Here is a 14,286-nt window from a genome sequence, read left to right on the forward strand (position 1 = left end):
AACTTTGATGCGAAGCAGCGGCAGCGGCAAGAGCGGCGGGCGCGGTAACTACCGCGGCGCCGGCAACGACAGGGACCAGAAGCAGGGGCAGGGCCGTCCCCGCAAGCCCCGCCCCGAGGAGCGCCGCTACGACGTGGGTCCCGGCGCCTCCCAGGACGGCCCGAAGTCCGGACGCGGCGGTGCCGCCCGCGGGGGAGCCAAGGGCGGCCCGAAGAAGCCCCAGCAGGGCGGCCGTACGGCCCCCGCGCGCTCGCGTGAGTACGAGACGCGGGTCGAGGAGCGCAACCGGGAGCGCTACGCCGGGAAGAAGGACATCAAGCTGCCCAAGACCTTCCCGGGCGCCGAGCAGGAGGGCGAGCGGCTGCAGAAGGTCCTCGCGCGCGCCGGCTACGGCTCGCGGCGGGCCTGCGAGGAGCTGATCGAGCAGGCGCGGGTGGAGGTCAACGGCGAGATCGTCCTGGAGCAGGGCCGCCGGGTCGACCCGGAGAAGGACGAGGTCAAGGTCGACGGCCTGACCGTCGCGACGCAGTCGTACCAGTTCTTCTCGCTGAACAAGCCGGCGGGCGTGGTGTCCACCATGGAGGACCCGGAGGGGCGGCAGTGCCTCGGGGACTACGTCACCAACCGCGAGACGCGGCTGTTCCACGTCGGCCGGCTGGACACCGAGACCGAGGGCGTCATCCTGCTCACCAACCACGGTGAGCTGGCGCACCGGCTGACCCACCCCAAGTACGGCGTGAAGAAGACCTACCTCGCGGCGATCGTCGGCCCGATCCCGCGCGACCTGGGCAAGCGCCTGAAGGACGGCATCCAGCTGGAGGACGGCTACGCCCGCGCGGACCACTTCCGGGTCGTGGAGCAGACCGGCAAGAACTACCTGGTCGAGGTGACCCTGCACGAGGGCCGCAAGCACATCGTGCGGCGCATGCTGGCCGAGGCCGGCTTCCCCGTGGAGAAGCTGGTGCGCACCTCCTTCGGCCCGATCACCCTCGGCGACCAGAAGTCGGGCTGGCTGCGCCGCCTGTCGAACACCGAGGTCGGAATGCTGATGAAGGAAGTCGACCTCTGAGTCGATCGCCCGAACGGCTTGCGGTGATCACCGTCTCCCTTTATTGTCAGGGTGACGATAAAGGGGGATGGTGATCCTATGTCCAAGCGCGCCGCCACCGGGGCACTCCTGGGCCTCGCCCTCGGGGACGCCCTGGGGTTCCCGACCGAGTTCAAGACCGTGCCGCTGATCCACACGATGTTCGGGCCTTGGCGCCGGATGGAGCTGCCGCAGCGCGCCCGGGTGTCCGACGACACCCAGATGACCCTGGCCGTCGGGCGCGGGCTCAGGACGGCCATGGAGCGCGGGTACCTCGCCCCGCTGCGGCTGGAGCGGCCGCTGCGCGAGGAGTTCGTGGACTGGTACCACTCGCCGGAGAACAACCGCGCCCCGGGCCACACCTGCCTGACCGCTTGTGGCCTGCTGAAGGAGGAGGGCCGCGCCTGGCAGCACGCCAGCCAGATCGACTCCAAGGGCTGCGGCGCCAACATGCGGGTCGCCCCCGTCGGCCTCGCCCCCGGTCTGAGCGACGAACAGCGCGCCGGCGCCGCCCAGTTGCAGTCCGCGCTCACCCACGGCCACCCCACCGCGCTCGCCGCCTCCGACCTCACCGCCCGGGCCGTCCACCTGCTCGCCCGGGGCACCGACCCGACCGGACTGGTCGGACAACTGCGCTCGTACGCCCTCGACCACCGCACCCACTACGACCACACCTGGCTCGGCGACCTGTGGACCCGCTCCCAGGACCCCACCCCCGAGCACTTCATCGCGCGCGGCTGGGACGAGTGCCTGGCGATCCTCGACCGGCTCCAGGAGGCCGTGCGGACCGTCTCCCCGGAGACCGACCCGTGCCTGGCCACCGGCGAGGGCTGGATCGCCGAGGAGGCCCTCGCCACCGGGCTGCTGTGCTTCCTGCTCTTCCCCGACGAGCCCGTCACCGCCCTGCGCCGGGCCGCCTGCACCTCGGGCGACTCCGACTCCATCGCCTGCCTCACCGGCGCCTTCGCGGGCGCCTGGCTCGGCGCGGAGGCCTGGCCGGCCGACTGGGCCGAGCGGATCGAGTACCGGGGCGACCTGTTGGCCCTGGGAGCACTCTGGGACGCTTAGGCCCATGATCGACGACCTCGACATCGACCTGAAACCCGTGGTCGCGGAACAGCCCGACCCCCTGCTGTTCGCGACCGTCTCCGGAGCCCATCTGTACGGCTTCCCCTCGCAGGACTCGGACGTGGACCTGCGGGGCGTCCATCTGCTCCCGGCGGCCGACCTGGTCGGGCTGCGCGAGCCGGAGGAGACCCGCTCCCGGGCCTGGGTGCGCTACGGCGTCGAACTGGACCTCGTCACCCACGATCTGCGCAAGTTCGTACGGCTGATGCTGCGCCGCAACGGCTATGTGCTGGAACAGCTGCTCTCGCCGCTGGTCGTGCACACCGGGGACGCGCACCGCGAGCTGGCCGCGCTCGCCCCCGGCGTCCTCACCAGCCACCACGCCCACCACTACCGGGGGTTCGCGGTGACCCAGTGGCGGCTGTTCGAGAAGACCGGCGAACTCAAGCCGCTGCTCTACACGTTCCGGGTACTGCTCACCGGCATCCACCTCATGCGCAGCGGAGAGGTGCAGGCCCACCTGCCCACGCTCCTGGAGCAGCCCGGCGCCCCCGGCTATCTGCCCGAGCTGATAGCGGCCAAGAGCGAGCGCGAGCACGGGGCGGCCGCCGTCGAGCACGCCCGCGTGGAGGCCGACGTGGAGCGGTTGCACGCCGTCCTCGACGAGGCCCAGGCCACCTCGGCCCTGCCCGACGCGCCCGGCGCGTACGACGCCCTCCACGACTTCGTGGTCCGCGTCCGCCTGGCGGGGTGAGACGGGGCGCGGGCCGTCCGGTTCCGGGCCGGTGCCGGCCGCCCCTCCGGTCCGCTGCCGCGGGGGCCGCCGTACGCGCCGGGAGTTGCGGTCAGCGCAGGGCGGGCGCCGTGGTGCCGTGCGAGGCCTGTGCGGAGGCCCGGCGGGTGCGGAACAGGAAGTCGGCCACGCGTGCCTGGTCCGGCTCCGGCGGCAGCGGGGTGTGGTGCAGGGCCTGTTCCGTCTCCGCGCCCAGGCGGGTCATCCACCTCTCGGCCTCGGCCCAGGGGACCTCGCCCCGCTTCACCGCGAGGAGCGGCTCCCGCTGGTCGCCGACGTCGATCCGCAGCTCGCCGGTGCGCAGCAGGTCCCGGGCGCTCATCAGCAGGCGCAGCAGGTGCATGGCGTGCTTCCAGCGCGGGGCGCCCGTCATGCGGACGTCGGCGTCGAGCTTCCTGCGCTGGCCGAGGGCGTAGCGGGTGAAGGTGTCGTAGGCCCGGCGGGAGAGGAAGGCCCCGCGCAGCGACAGCAGCTCCCGTCCGGTGTCGTCCACCTGCTCCACCAGCGGCGAGTGCAGGCACTCCAGGATGTTCGGGTTGCCGCGCAGCGCCAGCTCGCAGAACCGCTCCAGCTCCCAGGAGAACTGTTCCTCGCCCGGCCCCTCCACATGCGTCGGCGGCTTCTCGAACCGCCAGAACAAGGGGGTGGGGGCGAGGAACACACCCCGCCGGTCGGTGTCGCTCGTGTCCGTCGCCAGACCGAAGGCCCGGGAACCCATGACACAGGCGTAGACGGTGTGGTCGCGGACCAGGGTCTCGGGCTGCATGCCCGGAGCGTACGCCGACCCCTCACGCCAGTTTGATCGAATTTCCCTGCACCTTGATCGACTTCGGTGGCAGTGGCCTCTTCGCCGGGCCGTGGGCCACCGAGCCGTCGGCGATGTGGAACTTGCTGCCGTGACAGGGACAGTCGATCGTGCCGTTCGCGACCCTGCTCACCGTGCAGCCCAGGTGCGTGCAGATCGCCGAGAAGGCCTTGAAGTCGCCCTTCTTCGGCTGGGTGACCACCACCTTCTGGTCCTTGAAGATCTTGCCGCCGCCCTCCGGGATGTCACTGGTCTTGCCCAGACCCCCGCCACTGCTTCCGTCGGCGTTGCCGCCGCATGCCGCGACGGGTGCGACGACCGCCGCCGCGCCCGTCGCCAGAACCGTGCGCCGCGTCGCGCCCTCAGCCATGCCGTTCCTCCGTACAACACGTCGAAATCGGTGAATACCGGATGCACCGCATCGTCTCAGCGGTCGGGCGCCGTGCGCTTGGTCCGCGCGTGCTGACTACGCTGGACGGACCAAGAAAAGATCCGCATGTCAGCAGGGAGCAGCGCCGTGGCGGTACGAGCGGTCCGGGGGGCCGTCCAACTCGAGCGGGACGAGGCCGGGCACATGGACGAGCAGGTCGGAGCCCTGCTCACCGCGGTCCTGGAGCGGAACGGGCTGACCGCCGACGACCTGATCAGCATCTGGTTCACGGCCACGCCCGACCTGCACAGCGACTTCCCGGCCGCCGCGGCCCGCAAGCTCGGCATCGTCGACGTACCGCTGATCTGCGCCCAGGAACTGGCCATCGAGGGCGCCATGCCCCGGGTCGTACGACTGCTCGCGCACATCGAGTCGGACAAGCACCGCTCCGAGATCAACCACGTCTACCTCGGCGCCGCGGCCGCCCTGCGCAAGGACATCGCCCAGTGAGAACCGCACTCGTCATCGGCACCGGCCTCATCGGCACCTCCGCCGCCCTGGCCCTGGTCCAGCGCGGCGTCACCGTCCACCTCGCCGACCACGACCCCGAACAGGCCCGTACGGCCGCCGCGCTGGGCGCCGGCACCGACGAGGCCCCCGAGGGCCCGGTCGACCTGGCGATCGTCGCCGCCCCGCCCGCCCATGTGGCCGGTGTCCTCGCCGACGCCATGCGCCGCGGGGTGGCCCGCGGCTACGTCGACGTGGCCAGCGTCAAGGGCGGCCCGCGCCGCGAGCTTCAGGCGCTCGGCCTGGACCTGTCGGCGTACCTGGGCAGCCACCCCATGTCCGGCCGGGAGAAGTCCGGCCCGCTGGCCGCGACCGGCGACCTCTTCGAGGGCCGGCCCTGGGTGCTCACCCCGACCCGGGACACCGACACCGAGGTGCTGAACCTCGCCCTGGAGCTGGTCTCGCACTGCCGGGCGGTCCCGGTCGTCATGGACGCCGACGCCCACGACCGCGCCGTGGCCCTCGTCTCCCACATGCCCCACCTGGTGTCCAGCATGGTCGCCGCGCGCCTGGAGAACGCCGAGGAGGCCGCCGTACGGCTGTGCGGGCAGGGCATCCGGGACGTGACCCGGATCGCCGCCTCCGACCCCCGCATGTGGATCGACATCCTGTCCGCGAACCCGGGCCCGGTCGCCGACCTGCTCTCCGACGTCGCCGCCGACCTGGGCGAGACCGTCGAGGCGCTGCGCGCCCTGCAGTCCTCCGACGAGGCCAAGCGGCGCGAGGGCACCGCCGGCATCGAGGACGTGCTGCGCCGCGGGAACGCGGGTCAGGTGCGGGTGCCCGGCAAGCACGGGTCCGCGCCGCGGGTCTACGAGGTCGTGGCCGTGCTCATCGACGACCAGCCCGGGCAGCTGGCCCGCATCTTCGCCGACGCGGGACGGGCCGGGGTCAACATCGAGGACGTACGGATCGAGCACGCGACCGGACAGCAGGCGGGTCTGGTGCAGCTCATGGTCGAGCCGAAGGCCGTGGCGGTGCTGAAGGAGGCGCTGCGGGAGCGGGGCTGGGCGCTGCGGCAGTAGGGCGGTCCACAGGCGTCCGGACGAGTGACCCGCGCCCGGTAACCTTGTGCAGGGCGCTCTCGCTCCCCGCACCCCGCCCACACCGCACCAGGAAGGTGTCCCTCCGTGGAAAACGGCGCCGCCCCGACCGCCAAGCCCGTGATCGTCGCGATCGACGGCCCCTCCGGCACGGGCAAGTCGAGCACGTCGAAGGCCGTCGCCGCACAGCTCGGCCTGAGCTACCTGGACACCGGCGCCCAGTACCGGGCGATCACCTGGTGGATGGTGAACAACGGCATCGACCTGGAGGACCCCACCGCCATCGCCGCCGTCGCGGGCAAGCCGGAGATCGTCTCCGGCACCGACCCGGCCGCCCCGACCATCACGGTCGACGGCGTCGACGTGGCCGGACCGATCCGCACCCAGGAGGTCACCTCCAAGGTCAGCGCGGTCAGCGCGGTGCCCGAGGTGCGCTCCCGGATCACCGAGCTGCAGCGCTCGATCGCCTCGGGCGCGGAGAACGGCATCGTGGTCGAGGGCCGTGACATCGGTACGACCGTCCTCCCGGACGCCGGCCTGAAGATCTTCCTCACCGCCTCCCCGGAGGCCCGCGCGGCCCGCCGCAGCGGCGAGCTGAAGGGCGCCGACATCCACGCCACCCGCGAGGCCCTGATCAAGCGGGACGCGGCCGACTCCTCCCGCAAGACCTCGCCCCTCGCCAAGGCCGATGACGCGGTCGAGGTGGACACCACCGAGCTCACCCTCGCCCAGGTCATCGAGTGCGTCGTCACCCTGGTCGAGGAGAAGCGGGCCGGCAAGTGAACCTGCCTTCCGAGAGGGGCGCCGAGGTCGGCCGGCGCATCGGCGTCGGCCTGATGCACGGGCTGTTCAGGCCGCGCGTGCTCGGCGCCTGGAAGGTGCCCGCGAGCGGCCCGGTGATCTTCGCCGTGAACCACTCCCACAACGTCGACGGCCCCATGGTCATGGGCGTGGCACCCCGGCCGACGCACTTCCTGATCAAGAAGGAGGCGTTCATCGGCCCGCTGGACCCCTTCCTGACCGGCATCGGCCAGCTGAAGGTGGACCGCGCCGCCGCCGACCGCACCGCGATCACCCAGGCCCTCGGCGTGCTGGAGGCCGGGGGAGTGCTGGGCATCTTCCCGGAGGGCACCCGGGGCGAGGGCGACTTCGCCTCGCTGCGCGCCGGGCTCGCCTACTTCGCCGTACGCAGCGGGGCGCCGATCGTGCCCGTCGCCGTACTGGGAAGTTCCGGCAAGCGCGGACGGTTGATAAAGGGACTCCCGCCCCTGCGTTCCCGCATCGACGTCGTCTTCGGCGACCCCTTCGACGCGGGCGACGGCAGCGGGCGGCGTACGCGCAGGGCGCTGGACGAGGCGACCGAGCGCATCCAGAAGCAGCTCACCAGCCACCTGGAAAACGCCAGGCGCCTGACCGGGCGCTAGGCGACACTTGAGTAGTGGATCAGCCCACGAGGGTGCACCCCGTCGGGACCTGCTCCACCGATCACCACGATGAACGACGAGGTACGGACTACATGAACGACGACATCCAGCCCGGCGACTCGGCTGAGCACGAGTACGACCACGGGGCTCTCGGCGACGCCGAGTACGCGGAGTTCATGGAGCTCGCCGCGGAAGAGGGCTTCGACATCGAGGACGTCGAGGGCGCCATCGAGGCGGCGGGCCACGGTCCGCTGCCCGTGCTCGCCGTCGTCGGCCGCCCCAATGTCGGCAAGTCGACCCTGGTCAACCGGATCATCGGCCGCCGCGAGGCGGTCGTCGAGGACAAGCCGGGCGTCACCCGCGACCGCGTCACCTACGAGGCCGAATGGGCCGGCCGCCGCTTCAAGGTCGTCGACACCGGCGGCTGGGAGCAGGACGTCCTCGGCATCGACGCCTCCGTGGCCGCCCAGGCCGAGTACGCGATCGAGGCGGCCGACGCGGTCGTCTTCGTCGTGGACGCCAAGGTCGGCGCGACCGACACCGACGAGGCCGTGGTCCGGCTGCTGCGCAAGGCCGGCAAGCCCGTCGTGCTGTGCGCCAACAAGGTCGACGGCCCGAGCGGTGAAGCGGACGCGGCCTACCTGTGGAGCCTCGGCCTCGGCGAGCCGCACCCGGTCTCCGCACTGCACGGCCGCGGCACCGGCGACATGCTGGACGCCGTGCTCGAGGTGCTGCCGGACGCTCCGCGCGAGACCTTCGGCGGGGCCGGCATCGGCGGCCCGCGCCGGATCGCCCTGATCGGCCGCCCGAACGTCGGCAAGTCCTCCCTGCTGAACAAGGTGGCGGGGGAGGAGCGCGTCGTCGTCAACGAACTGGCGGGCACCACCCGCGACCCGGTCGACGAGCTGATCGAACTGGGCGGCGTGACCTGGAAGTTCGTCGACACGGCGGGCATCCGCAAGCGCGTCCACCTCCAGCAGGGCGCCGACTACTACGCGTCCCTGCGTACGGCGGCCGCGGTGGAGAAGGCGGAGGTCGCCGTCATCCTGATCGACGCCTCCGAGAACATCTCCGTGCAGGACCAGCGGATCGTCACCATGGCCGTCGAGGCGGGCCGCGCGGTGGTCATCGCCTACAACAAGTGGGACACCCTCGACGAGGAGCGCCGCTACTACCTGGAGCGCGAGATCGAGACCGAGCTGGGCCAGGTCGCCTGGGCCCCGCGCGTGAACGTCTCGGCCCGCACCGGACGCCACATGGAGAAGCTGGTCCCGGCCATCGAGACCGCCCTGGCCGGCTGGGAGACCAGGGTCCCCACCGGCCGCCTGAACGCCTTCCTGGGCGAGCTGGTCTCGGCCCACCCGCACCCGATCCGGGGCGGCAAGCAGCCGCGCATCCTCTTCGGCACCCAGGCCGGCACCAAGCCCCCGCGGTTCGTCCTCTTCGCCTCCGGCTTCATCGAGGCGGGCTACCGGCGCTTCATCGAGCGCCGCCTGCGCGAGGAGTTCGGCTTCGAGGGCACCCCGATCCACATCTCGGTGCGGGTGCGCGAGAAGCGCGGCGCGAAGAAGAAGTAACGGCGGTACGACACGAAGGGCGGCTCCTGGAGATCCAGGGGCCGCCCTTCACCGTACGCCGCTCACATGCCCCGGCGCGGCCCCGGCGGCAGGGCCGCCGGAACGTGCTGCATCCCGGTGTCCTGCTGCCGCCCCAGCGAGCTCACCCGCTGCCACTGCGACTGCTGCCGCGCGCTGTACGCACCCGCGCTGTAGGCGCTGTACGAGCTGCTGAACGACCCGGCCCGGTGACCCCCGTAGGAGCCAGTACGGTCCGGCAGGCTCCCGAAGGGGCAGAACCTCAGCCCTTCCTCCCCGCTCCGGTCGCCCGGCAGCGTACGGAAGGTCTTCACCCACTCCGCGTAGAGCGAGTCGTAGATCGGCGTGGCCGAGGCACCACCGCCCCCGTCCTGCGCCAACCGGGCAGACGGAACAGAGACGAAGGCGGACCGGCGGGGAGGGGGAGTGTCGTATGCGTGCACGTATGTCCAAACGACCGCATCCCTAAAGAGATGCGGTTGTGCGGCATGCCTTTGGGGGCACGGGGCACCTCATCACGTACCCGCGAGAGGAAGCGCCGCGGCGACCAGCTTCCCCTGCGCCGCCGCCTTGTCGAGGGACTCACGCAGCAGGTCCTCCCGCGGCTGCCGGCCGATGGACCCCACCGGCGCCGCGAACATCAGCACCTGCTGGTGCTTGTTGGCGGCGGCCCGCCAGCTGTCCGTCACCTGCAGCGGCTGATGCGCCTGCCACCAGGCGACCGGCTGCCCGCCGTGCGCCGAGGGCTGCAGCACCGCGTGCAGCTGGCCCACGGCGAGCAGCACCGACCAGCCGTGCAGCACCGGCGGCACGGACGCCAGCTCGGTCAGCGGCATGAACCCCTGCTCGATGAGCAGCGGAAGGAAGTCGTCACCGGCCCCGGTGGAGCCCGGACGCACGATCGGCGAGGTCGGCTCGACCACGAGCGCGGGGTGCAGTTCGCCCTCGATCAGGACGAGTCCGCTGGTCACGCCGAGGACCGCCTGCTCGGGCACGGCCTGCTGCGGCTCGCCCGCCCCGGCGGCGATGCCACCGATGGACCGGACCGCGCCCTGCAGCTGCTCCTCGGTGACCTGGACGACCTGCGAGGGCAGACAGCTGGCGTGGGCGAAGGCGAGGACGGCGGTCTCGTCGCCGACGAACAGAACGGTGCTGGTGCGCTCCTGCTCGGAGTCGCCCGGGGTGCGGCAGGACGTGCAGTCGTAACTGCCCGGGGCGTTCTCTCCGGCGAGCAGCCGGTCGGCTTCTTCGTCGCCGATCTCGGCGCGTACGGCGTCACTGACGTCGAGCATGCGCGGCACGGTGGCTCCCTCGGGATGCGTGCTGGGGTCGGCCGGGTGGCTCCCGGCCGCTGAGTTCCGGGGTTCCGGGCTCATGAAGAAGACAACGGACGTCCTGTGGTGGGAGTCACGCCCCGGCGACAACCGGTTCGAACCAACCGGCGCACACGGTCACCAACCGTCCGGAATGCGCTACTCCCGGTCAACTCGTCGCCAAGTCAAGGAACTTGAAGGGGTGAAGTGGGTCACAGATCGCTTCGGTCACTGGTCGACAAATCAGGAAATCAGCGAATGTAGTGGGTGTCCGAAAATCGCCGATACTCGCGGTAACCCGCAACTGGCCTCGCATGACGGGGAGTTGGTTGATTCCGACGGCTCGTCCTCCCTACATTCCTCCGCCGTGTGCAACGAGCACCGCTCGGGTACGTCCGACGCCCGGCACCGGCAGAGCACGAACGCCGGCACCGGTCGCCCGGACGGGGCGGGCACGAGCAACCGCGGTCCTGCGCGGCGAGGCGTGCTCCGCCCGGGGGAGCCCGGGTTCGTGGAGAGGGAATTACATGTCCGAGTGTGCCGATACCACCCGCAACACCGCCCGTCCCGAGGGTGCCCGCAAGGGCCGTACGGCGGCAGCGCTGGCCGGAGCCGCGCTGCTGGCCCCGCTGGGACTGCTGGCCGCCACCGGCAACGCCGCCGCGGCGGACGACGGAGTGTGGGACCGCATCGCCCAGTGCGAGAGCGGCGGCAACTGGCACATCAACACCGGCAACGGCTACTACGGCGGGCTGCAGTTCTCCGCCGGCACCTGGCGCGCGTACGGCGGCACCGCCTACGCCCCGACGGCCGACCAGGCCTCCAGGAGCGCCCAGATCGCCGTCGCCACCAAGGTCCAGCAGGCCCAGGGCTGGGGCGCCTGGCCGGTCTGCTCCGGCCGCGCCGGAGCCTTTGGCGCCGCTCCCGCGGCGGCACACACCGGCTCCTCCGGTACGGCGGCCCCGGAGAGCAGCGTGACGACGAAGTCCGCCCCGGCGAAGACGCCGGAGCGCCCGAGCGGCCACACCAACCGCAGTGAGTCCCGCGGCACGGGTGACTACACCGTCCGCGAGGGCGACACCCTGAGCGCCATCGCCGAGCGGCACGGGACCACCTGGCAGCGGGTCTACGCCGCCAACAAGAAGGTCATCGGCGACGACCCCAACCTGATCGTGCCCGGCCAGCGCCTCGCGCTCTGAGCACCGCGCACCCGCGCAGAACAGCCGCTGCCCGTCGAGGACAGCGGCTGTCCGCGTTCCCTGACAGACTCGGCCCCATGTTGGAGACCTCGGCACGTCTGCTGCGCCTGCTCTCGCTGCTCCAGGCCCACCGCGAGTGGTCTGGCGCCGAGCTCGCCGACCGGCTCGGCGTCACGACGCGCACGGTCCGCCGCGACGTGGACCGGCTGCGCGAGCTGGGCTACCCGGTCAACGCCAGCCCCGGCACCGGCGGCGGCTACCAGCTGGGTGCGGGCGCCCAGCTCCCGCCGCTGCTGCTGGACGACGACGAGGCCGTGGCCGTGGCCGTCGGTCTGCGGACCGCCGCCGGGCAGGGCATCGAGGGCATCGGCGAGACCTCCGTACGCGCCCTCGCCAAGCTGGAGCAGGTGCTGCCGGGCCGGCTGCGCCACCGGGTGAGCGCCCTGGGCGCCTTCACCGTGCCCATGATGAGAAGCGGCCCGCCGGTGTCGCCGGTCGACCCCGCGCTGCTCACCGAACTCGCGCACCTGTGCCGGGACGCCGAGCGGCTGCGGTTCGAGTACCGCACGCACGACGGCGCGGCCGGCCGCCGTACCGTGGAGCCGCACCGGCTGGTGTGCACCGAGCGCCGCTGGTACCTGGTCGCCTGGGACGTCGACCGGGCGGACTGGCGGACCTTCCGCGTCGACCGCATCACCCCCAGGCCACCGCACGGGCCCCGGTTCACCCCGCGCGAGCCGCCCGCCGAGGACCTGGCCGACTATGTCTCGAAGGGGGTCTCCACGCGCGCGTACGCCACGCACTCCGCCGTACGGCTGCTGGTTCCGCTGCACGAGGCCGCCGAGCGGATCTCGCCGTCGGCGGGGACGCTGGAGGCCGACGGGGAGGACGCCTGCATCCTGCGCAGCGGAGCGCCGAACCTGGAGGTGATGGTCATTCACATCCTGATGACCGGCTTCCCCTTCGAGGTGCTCGAGCCCGCCGAGCTGACCGAGGAGATCGTCAGGCTCCGGGACCGGCTCGATGCGGCTCTGGCGCGGGGTGCGGCTCCGGCTCCTTCTGCGCGTACTCCGGGTGATGCAGGTCGAACGCCGGGGACTCCGAGCGGATCCGGGGCAGCGCGTTGAAGTTGTGCCGGGGCGGCGGGCAGGAGGTCGCCCACTCCAGCGAGCGGCCGTAGCCCCAGGGGTCGTCGGCCTCGACCTTCTCGCCGTACCTGGCGGTCTTCCAGACGTTGTAGAGGAACGGCAGCGTCGACAGGCCCAGCAGGAACGAGCCGATCGACGAGACGGTGTTGAGCGCGGTGAAGCCGTCGGCCGCCAGATAGTCGGCGTACCGGCGCGGCATGCCCTCGGCGCCCAGCCAGTGCTGCACCAAGAAGGTGGTGTGGAAGCCGACGAACAAGGTCCAGAACTGGATCTTGCCGAGCCTCTCGTCCAGCATCTTCCCGGTGAACTTGGGCCACCAGAAGTAGAAGCCGCCGAACACCGCGAAGACGACCGTGCCGAACACGACGTAGTGGAAGTGCGCGACGACGAAGTACGAGTCCGTGACGTGGAAGTCCAGCGGCGGGGACGCCAGGATCACCCCGGTCAGGCCGCCGAACAGGAACGTCACCAGGAATCCCGTCGCCCACAGCATCGGCGTCTCGAAGGACAGCGAGCCGCCCAGCATCGTCCCGGTCCAGTTGAAGAACTTCACGCCGGTCGGCACCGCGATCAGGAACGACATGAAGGAGAAGAACGGCAGCAACACCGCACCCGTGGCGAACATATGGTGCGCCCACACCACGACCGACAGCCCGGTGATCGCCATCGTCGCGGCGACCAGCGTCAGGTAGCCGAAGACCGGCTTGCGGCTGAACACCGGGATGATCTCCGTGATGATCCCGAAGAACGGCAGCGCGATGATGTACACCTCGGGGTGCCCGAAGAACCAGAACAGGTGCTGCCACAGCAGCGCCCCGCCGTTCGCGGCCTCGAACACCTGCGAGCCGAACCGCCGGTCCGCCTCCAGCACCAGCAGCGCCGCCGCCAGCACCGGGAACGCCAGCAGGATCAGGATCGACGTGAACAGCGTGTTCCAGGTGAAGATCGGCATCCGGAACATCGTCATGCCCGGCGCGCGCATCCCGACGATCGTGGTGATGAAGTTGACCGCGCCGAGGATCGTCCCGAAGCCGGACAGTGCCAGCCCCATGATCCACAGGTCGGGGCCGACGCCGGGCGAGTGCAGGGAGTTGTTGAGGGGCGCGTAGGCGAACCAGCCGAAGTCGGCCGGGCCGTCCGGGGTGAGCAGCGAGCCCAGCACGATCAGCCCGCCGAACGTGAACAGCCAGTACGACAGCATGTTCAGCCGCGGGAACGCCACGTCCGGAGCGCCTATCTGCAACGGCATCAGCTCGTTGGCGAAGCCCGCGAAGCTCGGGGTCGCGAAGAGCAGCAGCATGATCGTGCCGTGCAGCGTGAAGAGCTGGTTGTACTCCTCGCTGCTCATGATCTGCAGTCCCGGCCGGGCCAGTTCGGCGCGCATCAGCAGCGCCATGACCCCGCCGGCCAGGAAGAAGCCGAACGCCGTGATCAGGTACAGATGCCCGATCTTCTTGTGGTCGGTGGTGGTGAGCCAGTCGACCACCACCCGGCCGGCCCGGCTCCTGCCGCGCACCGGCCTTGCCGTCGTCCCTGCGGTCTCTGTCTCCATCGCTCGCCCGCCCCTTCGCATCGCCGCGCCCGGGCCCGCGGTCCGCGTACCCACGGACCGGCGCCATGATGCTCGCGGTGCCGCCCGCTCCGACAGGGTGCGTGCGATGGTTATGTGCTGAAGTCGTGAAATTCCTATGCGGCGTCAGCTGCCGTGGCATCGCTGCCCGATTGCCCGGGGAATGACATCTCCGGACGCTGCCGGGATCTCGGCGGGGGAACTTTCCACCGGGTAATTCGACGCGGTGATCAGGGGCGCGTGAATTCTGTTCGATTGCCCCGGCGGGCCCCGCGGAAACCCTCGTACGTGTGACGCCCGCTGC

14 protein-coding genes and 1 pseudogene are annotated in these 14,286 nt (G+C 71.4%); 10 read left to right on the forward strand and 5 right to left on the reverse strand.

The annotated features are described in order from the left end of the window. The first annotated feature begins 7 nt into the window (after nucleotides 1–7). From ACFYZB_RS08070 to ACFYZB_RS08080, 3 genes are all read left to right on the forward strand, one after another. Nucleotides 8–1,069 carry a pseudouridine synthase gene (locus ACFYZB_RS08070; protein ID WP_351206891.1) on the forward strand — a complete coding sequence of 354 codons (1,062 nt, stop codon included), beginning with the start codon at nucleotides 8–10 and terminating at the stop codon, nucleotides 1,067–1,069. A 78-nt stretch (nucleotides 1,070–1,147) separates the two neighbouring features. Further along, nucleotides 1,148–2,155 (forward strand): ADP-ribosylglycohydrolase family protein, encoded by a 1,008-nt coding sequence (locus ACFYZB_RS08075; protein ID WP_388755725.1) that lies wholly within the window; start codon nucleotides 1,148–1,150, stop codon nucleotides 2,153–2,155. Nucleotides 2,156–2,159: 4 nt separating this feature from the next. After that, a complete protein-coding gene (locus ACFYZB_RS08080; RefSeq protein ID WP_388755728.1) occupies nucleotides 2,160–2,909 on the forward strand; it encodes a DNA polymerase beta superfamily protein in 750 nt (249 codons plus the stop codon). 91 nt (nucleotides 2,910–3,000) lie between these two features. Here ACFYZB_RS08080 and ACFYZB_RS08085 read toward each other — a convergent pair whose 3' ends face one another. Next, entirely contained in the window at nucleotides 3,001–3,714 is a 714-nt protein-coding gene (locus ACFYZB_RS08085; protein WP_388755731.1) for a DNA polymerase beta superfamily protein, read from the reverse strand. Between the two features lie 22 nt (nucleotides 3,715–3,736). Then, nucleotides 3,737–4,123: a Rieske (2Fe-2S) protein gene (locus ACFYZB_RS08090; RefSeq protein WP_388755734.1), complete on the reverse strand. Its 387-nt coding sequence runs from the start codon at nucleotides 4,121–4,123 to the stop codon at nucleotides 3,737–3,739. A 147-nt stretch (nucleotides 4,124–4,270) separates the two neighbouring features. On the opposite strand from ACFYZB_RS08090, the gene aroH reads away from it, so the two are divergent. The 5 genes from aroH (at nucleotide 4,271) to der (ending at nucleotide 8,734) form a co-directional block, all read left to right on the forward strand. After that, the gene (gene aroH / locus ACFYZB_RS08095; RefSeq protein WP_351206881.1) at nucleotides 4,271–4,633 is read left to right on the forward strand and encodes a chorismate mutase; all 363 of its coding nucleotides are present in this window, start codon (nucleotides 4,271–4,273) and stop codon (nucleotides 4,631–4,633) included. Further along, complete coding sequence (locus ACFYZB_RS08100; protein ID WP_351206879.1) at nucleotides 4,630–5,715, forward strand: prephenate dehydrogenase; 1,086 nt, start codon at nucleotides 4,630–4,632, stop codon at nucleotides 5,713–5,715. Before aroH ends, ACFYZB_RS08100 begins: the two co-directional genes overlap by 4 nt. Nucleotides 5,716–5,820: 105 nt before the next feature. After that, on the forward strand, nucleotides 5,821–6,516 hold the full coding sequence (gene cmk / locus ACFYZB_RS08105) for a (d)CMP kinase (RefSeq protein ID WP_351206877.1): 696 nt from the start codon (nucleotides 5,821–5,823) through the stop codon (nucleotides 6,514–6,516). A gap of 53 nt (nucleotides 6,517–6,569) precedes the next feature. Further along, on the forward strand, nucleotides 6,570–7,157 hold the full coding sequence (locus ACFYZB_RS08110) for a lysophospholipid acyltransferase family protein (RefSeq protein ID WP_388756509.1): 588 nt from the start codon (nucleotides 6,570–6,572) through the stop codon (nucleotides 7,155–7,157). 92 nt (nucleotides 7,158–7,249) lie between these two features. After that, the gene (gene der, locus ACFYZB_RS08115) at nucleotides 7,250–8,734 is read left to right on the forward strand and encodes a ribosome biogenesis GTPase Der (RefSeq protein WP_356314180.1); all 1,485 of its coding nucleotides are present in this window, start codon (nucleotides 7,250–7,252) and stop codon (nucleotides 8,732–8,734) included. Nucleotides 8,735–8,796: 62 nt separating this feature from the next. Here the strand turns inward: der and ACFYZB_RS08120 are convergent, their stop codons facing one another. After that, nucleotides 8,797–9,195 (reverse strand): hypothetical protein, encoded by a 399-nt coding sequence (locus ACFYZB_RS08120; RefSeq protein ID WP_351206873.1) that lies wholly within the window; start codon nucleotides 9,193–9,195, stop codon nucleotides 8,797–8,799. Between the two features lie 72 nt (nucleotides 9,196–9,267). Beyond that, complete coding sequence (locus ACFYZB_RS08125) at nucleotides 9,268–10,053, reverse strand: hypothetical protein (RefSeq protein WP_388755739.1); 786 nt, start codon at nucleotides 10,051–10,053, stop codon at nucleotides 9,268–9,270. A 539-nt stretch (nucleotides 10,054–10,592) separates the two neighbouring features. On the opposite strand from ACFYZB_RS08125, the gene ACFYZB_RS08130 reads away from it, so the two are divergent. Both ACFYZB_RS08130 and ACFYZB_RS08135 read left to right on the forward strand, forming a co-directional pair. Then, the gene (locus ACFYZB_RS08130) at nucleotides 10,593–11,264 is read left to right on the forward strand and encodes a transglycosylase family protein (protein ID WP_388755742.1); all 672 of its coding nucleotides are present in this window, start codon (nucleotides 10,593–10,595) and stop codon (nucleotides 11,262–11,264) included. Between the two features lie 77 nt (nucleotides 11,265–11,341). Beyond that, entirely contained in the window at nucleotides 11,342–12,391 is a 1,050-nt protein-coding gene (locus tag ACFYZB_RS08135; RefSeq protein WP_388755745.1) for a helix-turn-helix transcriptional regulator, read from the forward strand. On the opposite strand, the pseudogene ctaD reads toward ACFYZB_RS08135, so the two are convergent. Then, nucleotides 12,294–13,964, reverse strand: a pseudogene (gene ctaD, locus ACFYZB_RS08140) (cytochrome c oxidase subunit I); the annotation flags it as partial. The gene ACFYZB_RS08135 and the pseudogene ctaD overlap by 98 nt on opposite strands. Between the last annotated feature and the right edge of the window lie 322 nt (nucleotides 13,965–14,286).

Origin of the sequence: Streptomyces sp. NPDC001852 (genome assembly GCF_042891825.1) — a bacterium.
Lineage (GTDB): Bacteria > Actinomycetota > Actinomycetes > Streptomycetales > Streptomycetaceae > Streptomyces.

Bases quoted from the DNA above. Each gene is read 5' to 3' on its own strand.
- ACFYZB_RS08070 (WP_351206891.1), top strand. From the start codon at position 8: ATGCGAAGCAGCGGCAGCGGCAAGAGCGGCGGGCGCGGTAACTACCGC.
- ACFYZB_RS08075 (WP_388755725.1), top strand. From the start codon at position 1,148: ATGTCCAAGCGCGCCGCCACCGGGGCACTCCTGGGCCTCGCCCTCGGG.
- ACFYZB_RS08080 (WP_388755728.1), top strand. From the start codon at position 2,160: ATGATCGACGACCTCGACATCGACCTGAAACCCGTGGTCGCGGAACAG.
- ACFYZB_RS08085 (WP_388755731.1), bottom strand. From the start codon at position 3,714: ATGCAGCCCGAGACCCTGGTCCGCGACCACACCGTCTACGCCTGTGTC.
- ACFYZB_RS08090 (WP_388755734.1), bottom strand. From the start codon at position 4,123: ATGGCTGAGGGCGCGACGCGGCGCACGGTTCTGGCGACGGGCGCGGCG.
- ACFYZB_RS08110 (WP_388756509.1), top strand. From the start codon at position 6,570: ATGCACGGGCTGTTCAGGCCGCGCGTGCTCGGCGCCTGGAAGGTGCCC.
- der (WP_356314180.1), top strand. From the start codon at position 7,250: ATGAACGACGACATCCAGCCCGGCGACTCGGCTGAGCACGAGTACGAC.
- ACFYZB_RS08130 (WP_388755742.1), top strand. From the start codon at position 10,593: ATGTCCGAGTGTGCCGATACCACCCGCAACACCGCCCGTCCCGAGGGT.
- ACFYZB_RS08135 (WP_388755745.1), top strand. From the start codon at position 11,342: ATGTTGGAGACCTCGGCACGTCTGCTGCGCCTGCTCTCGCTGCTCCAG.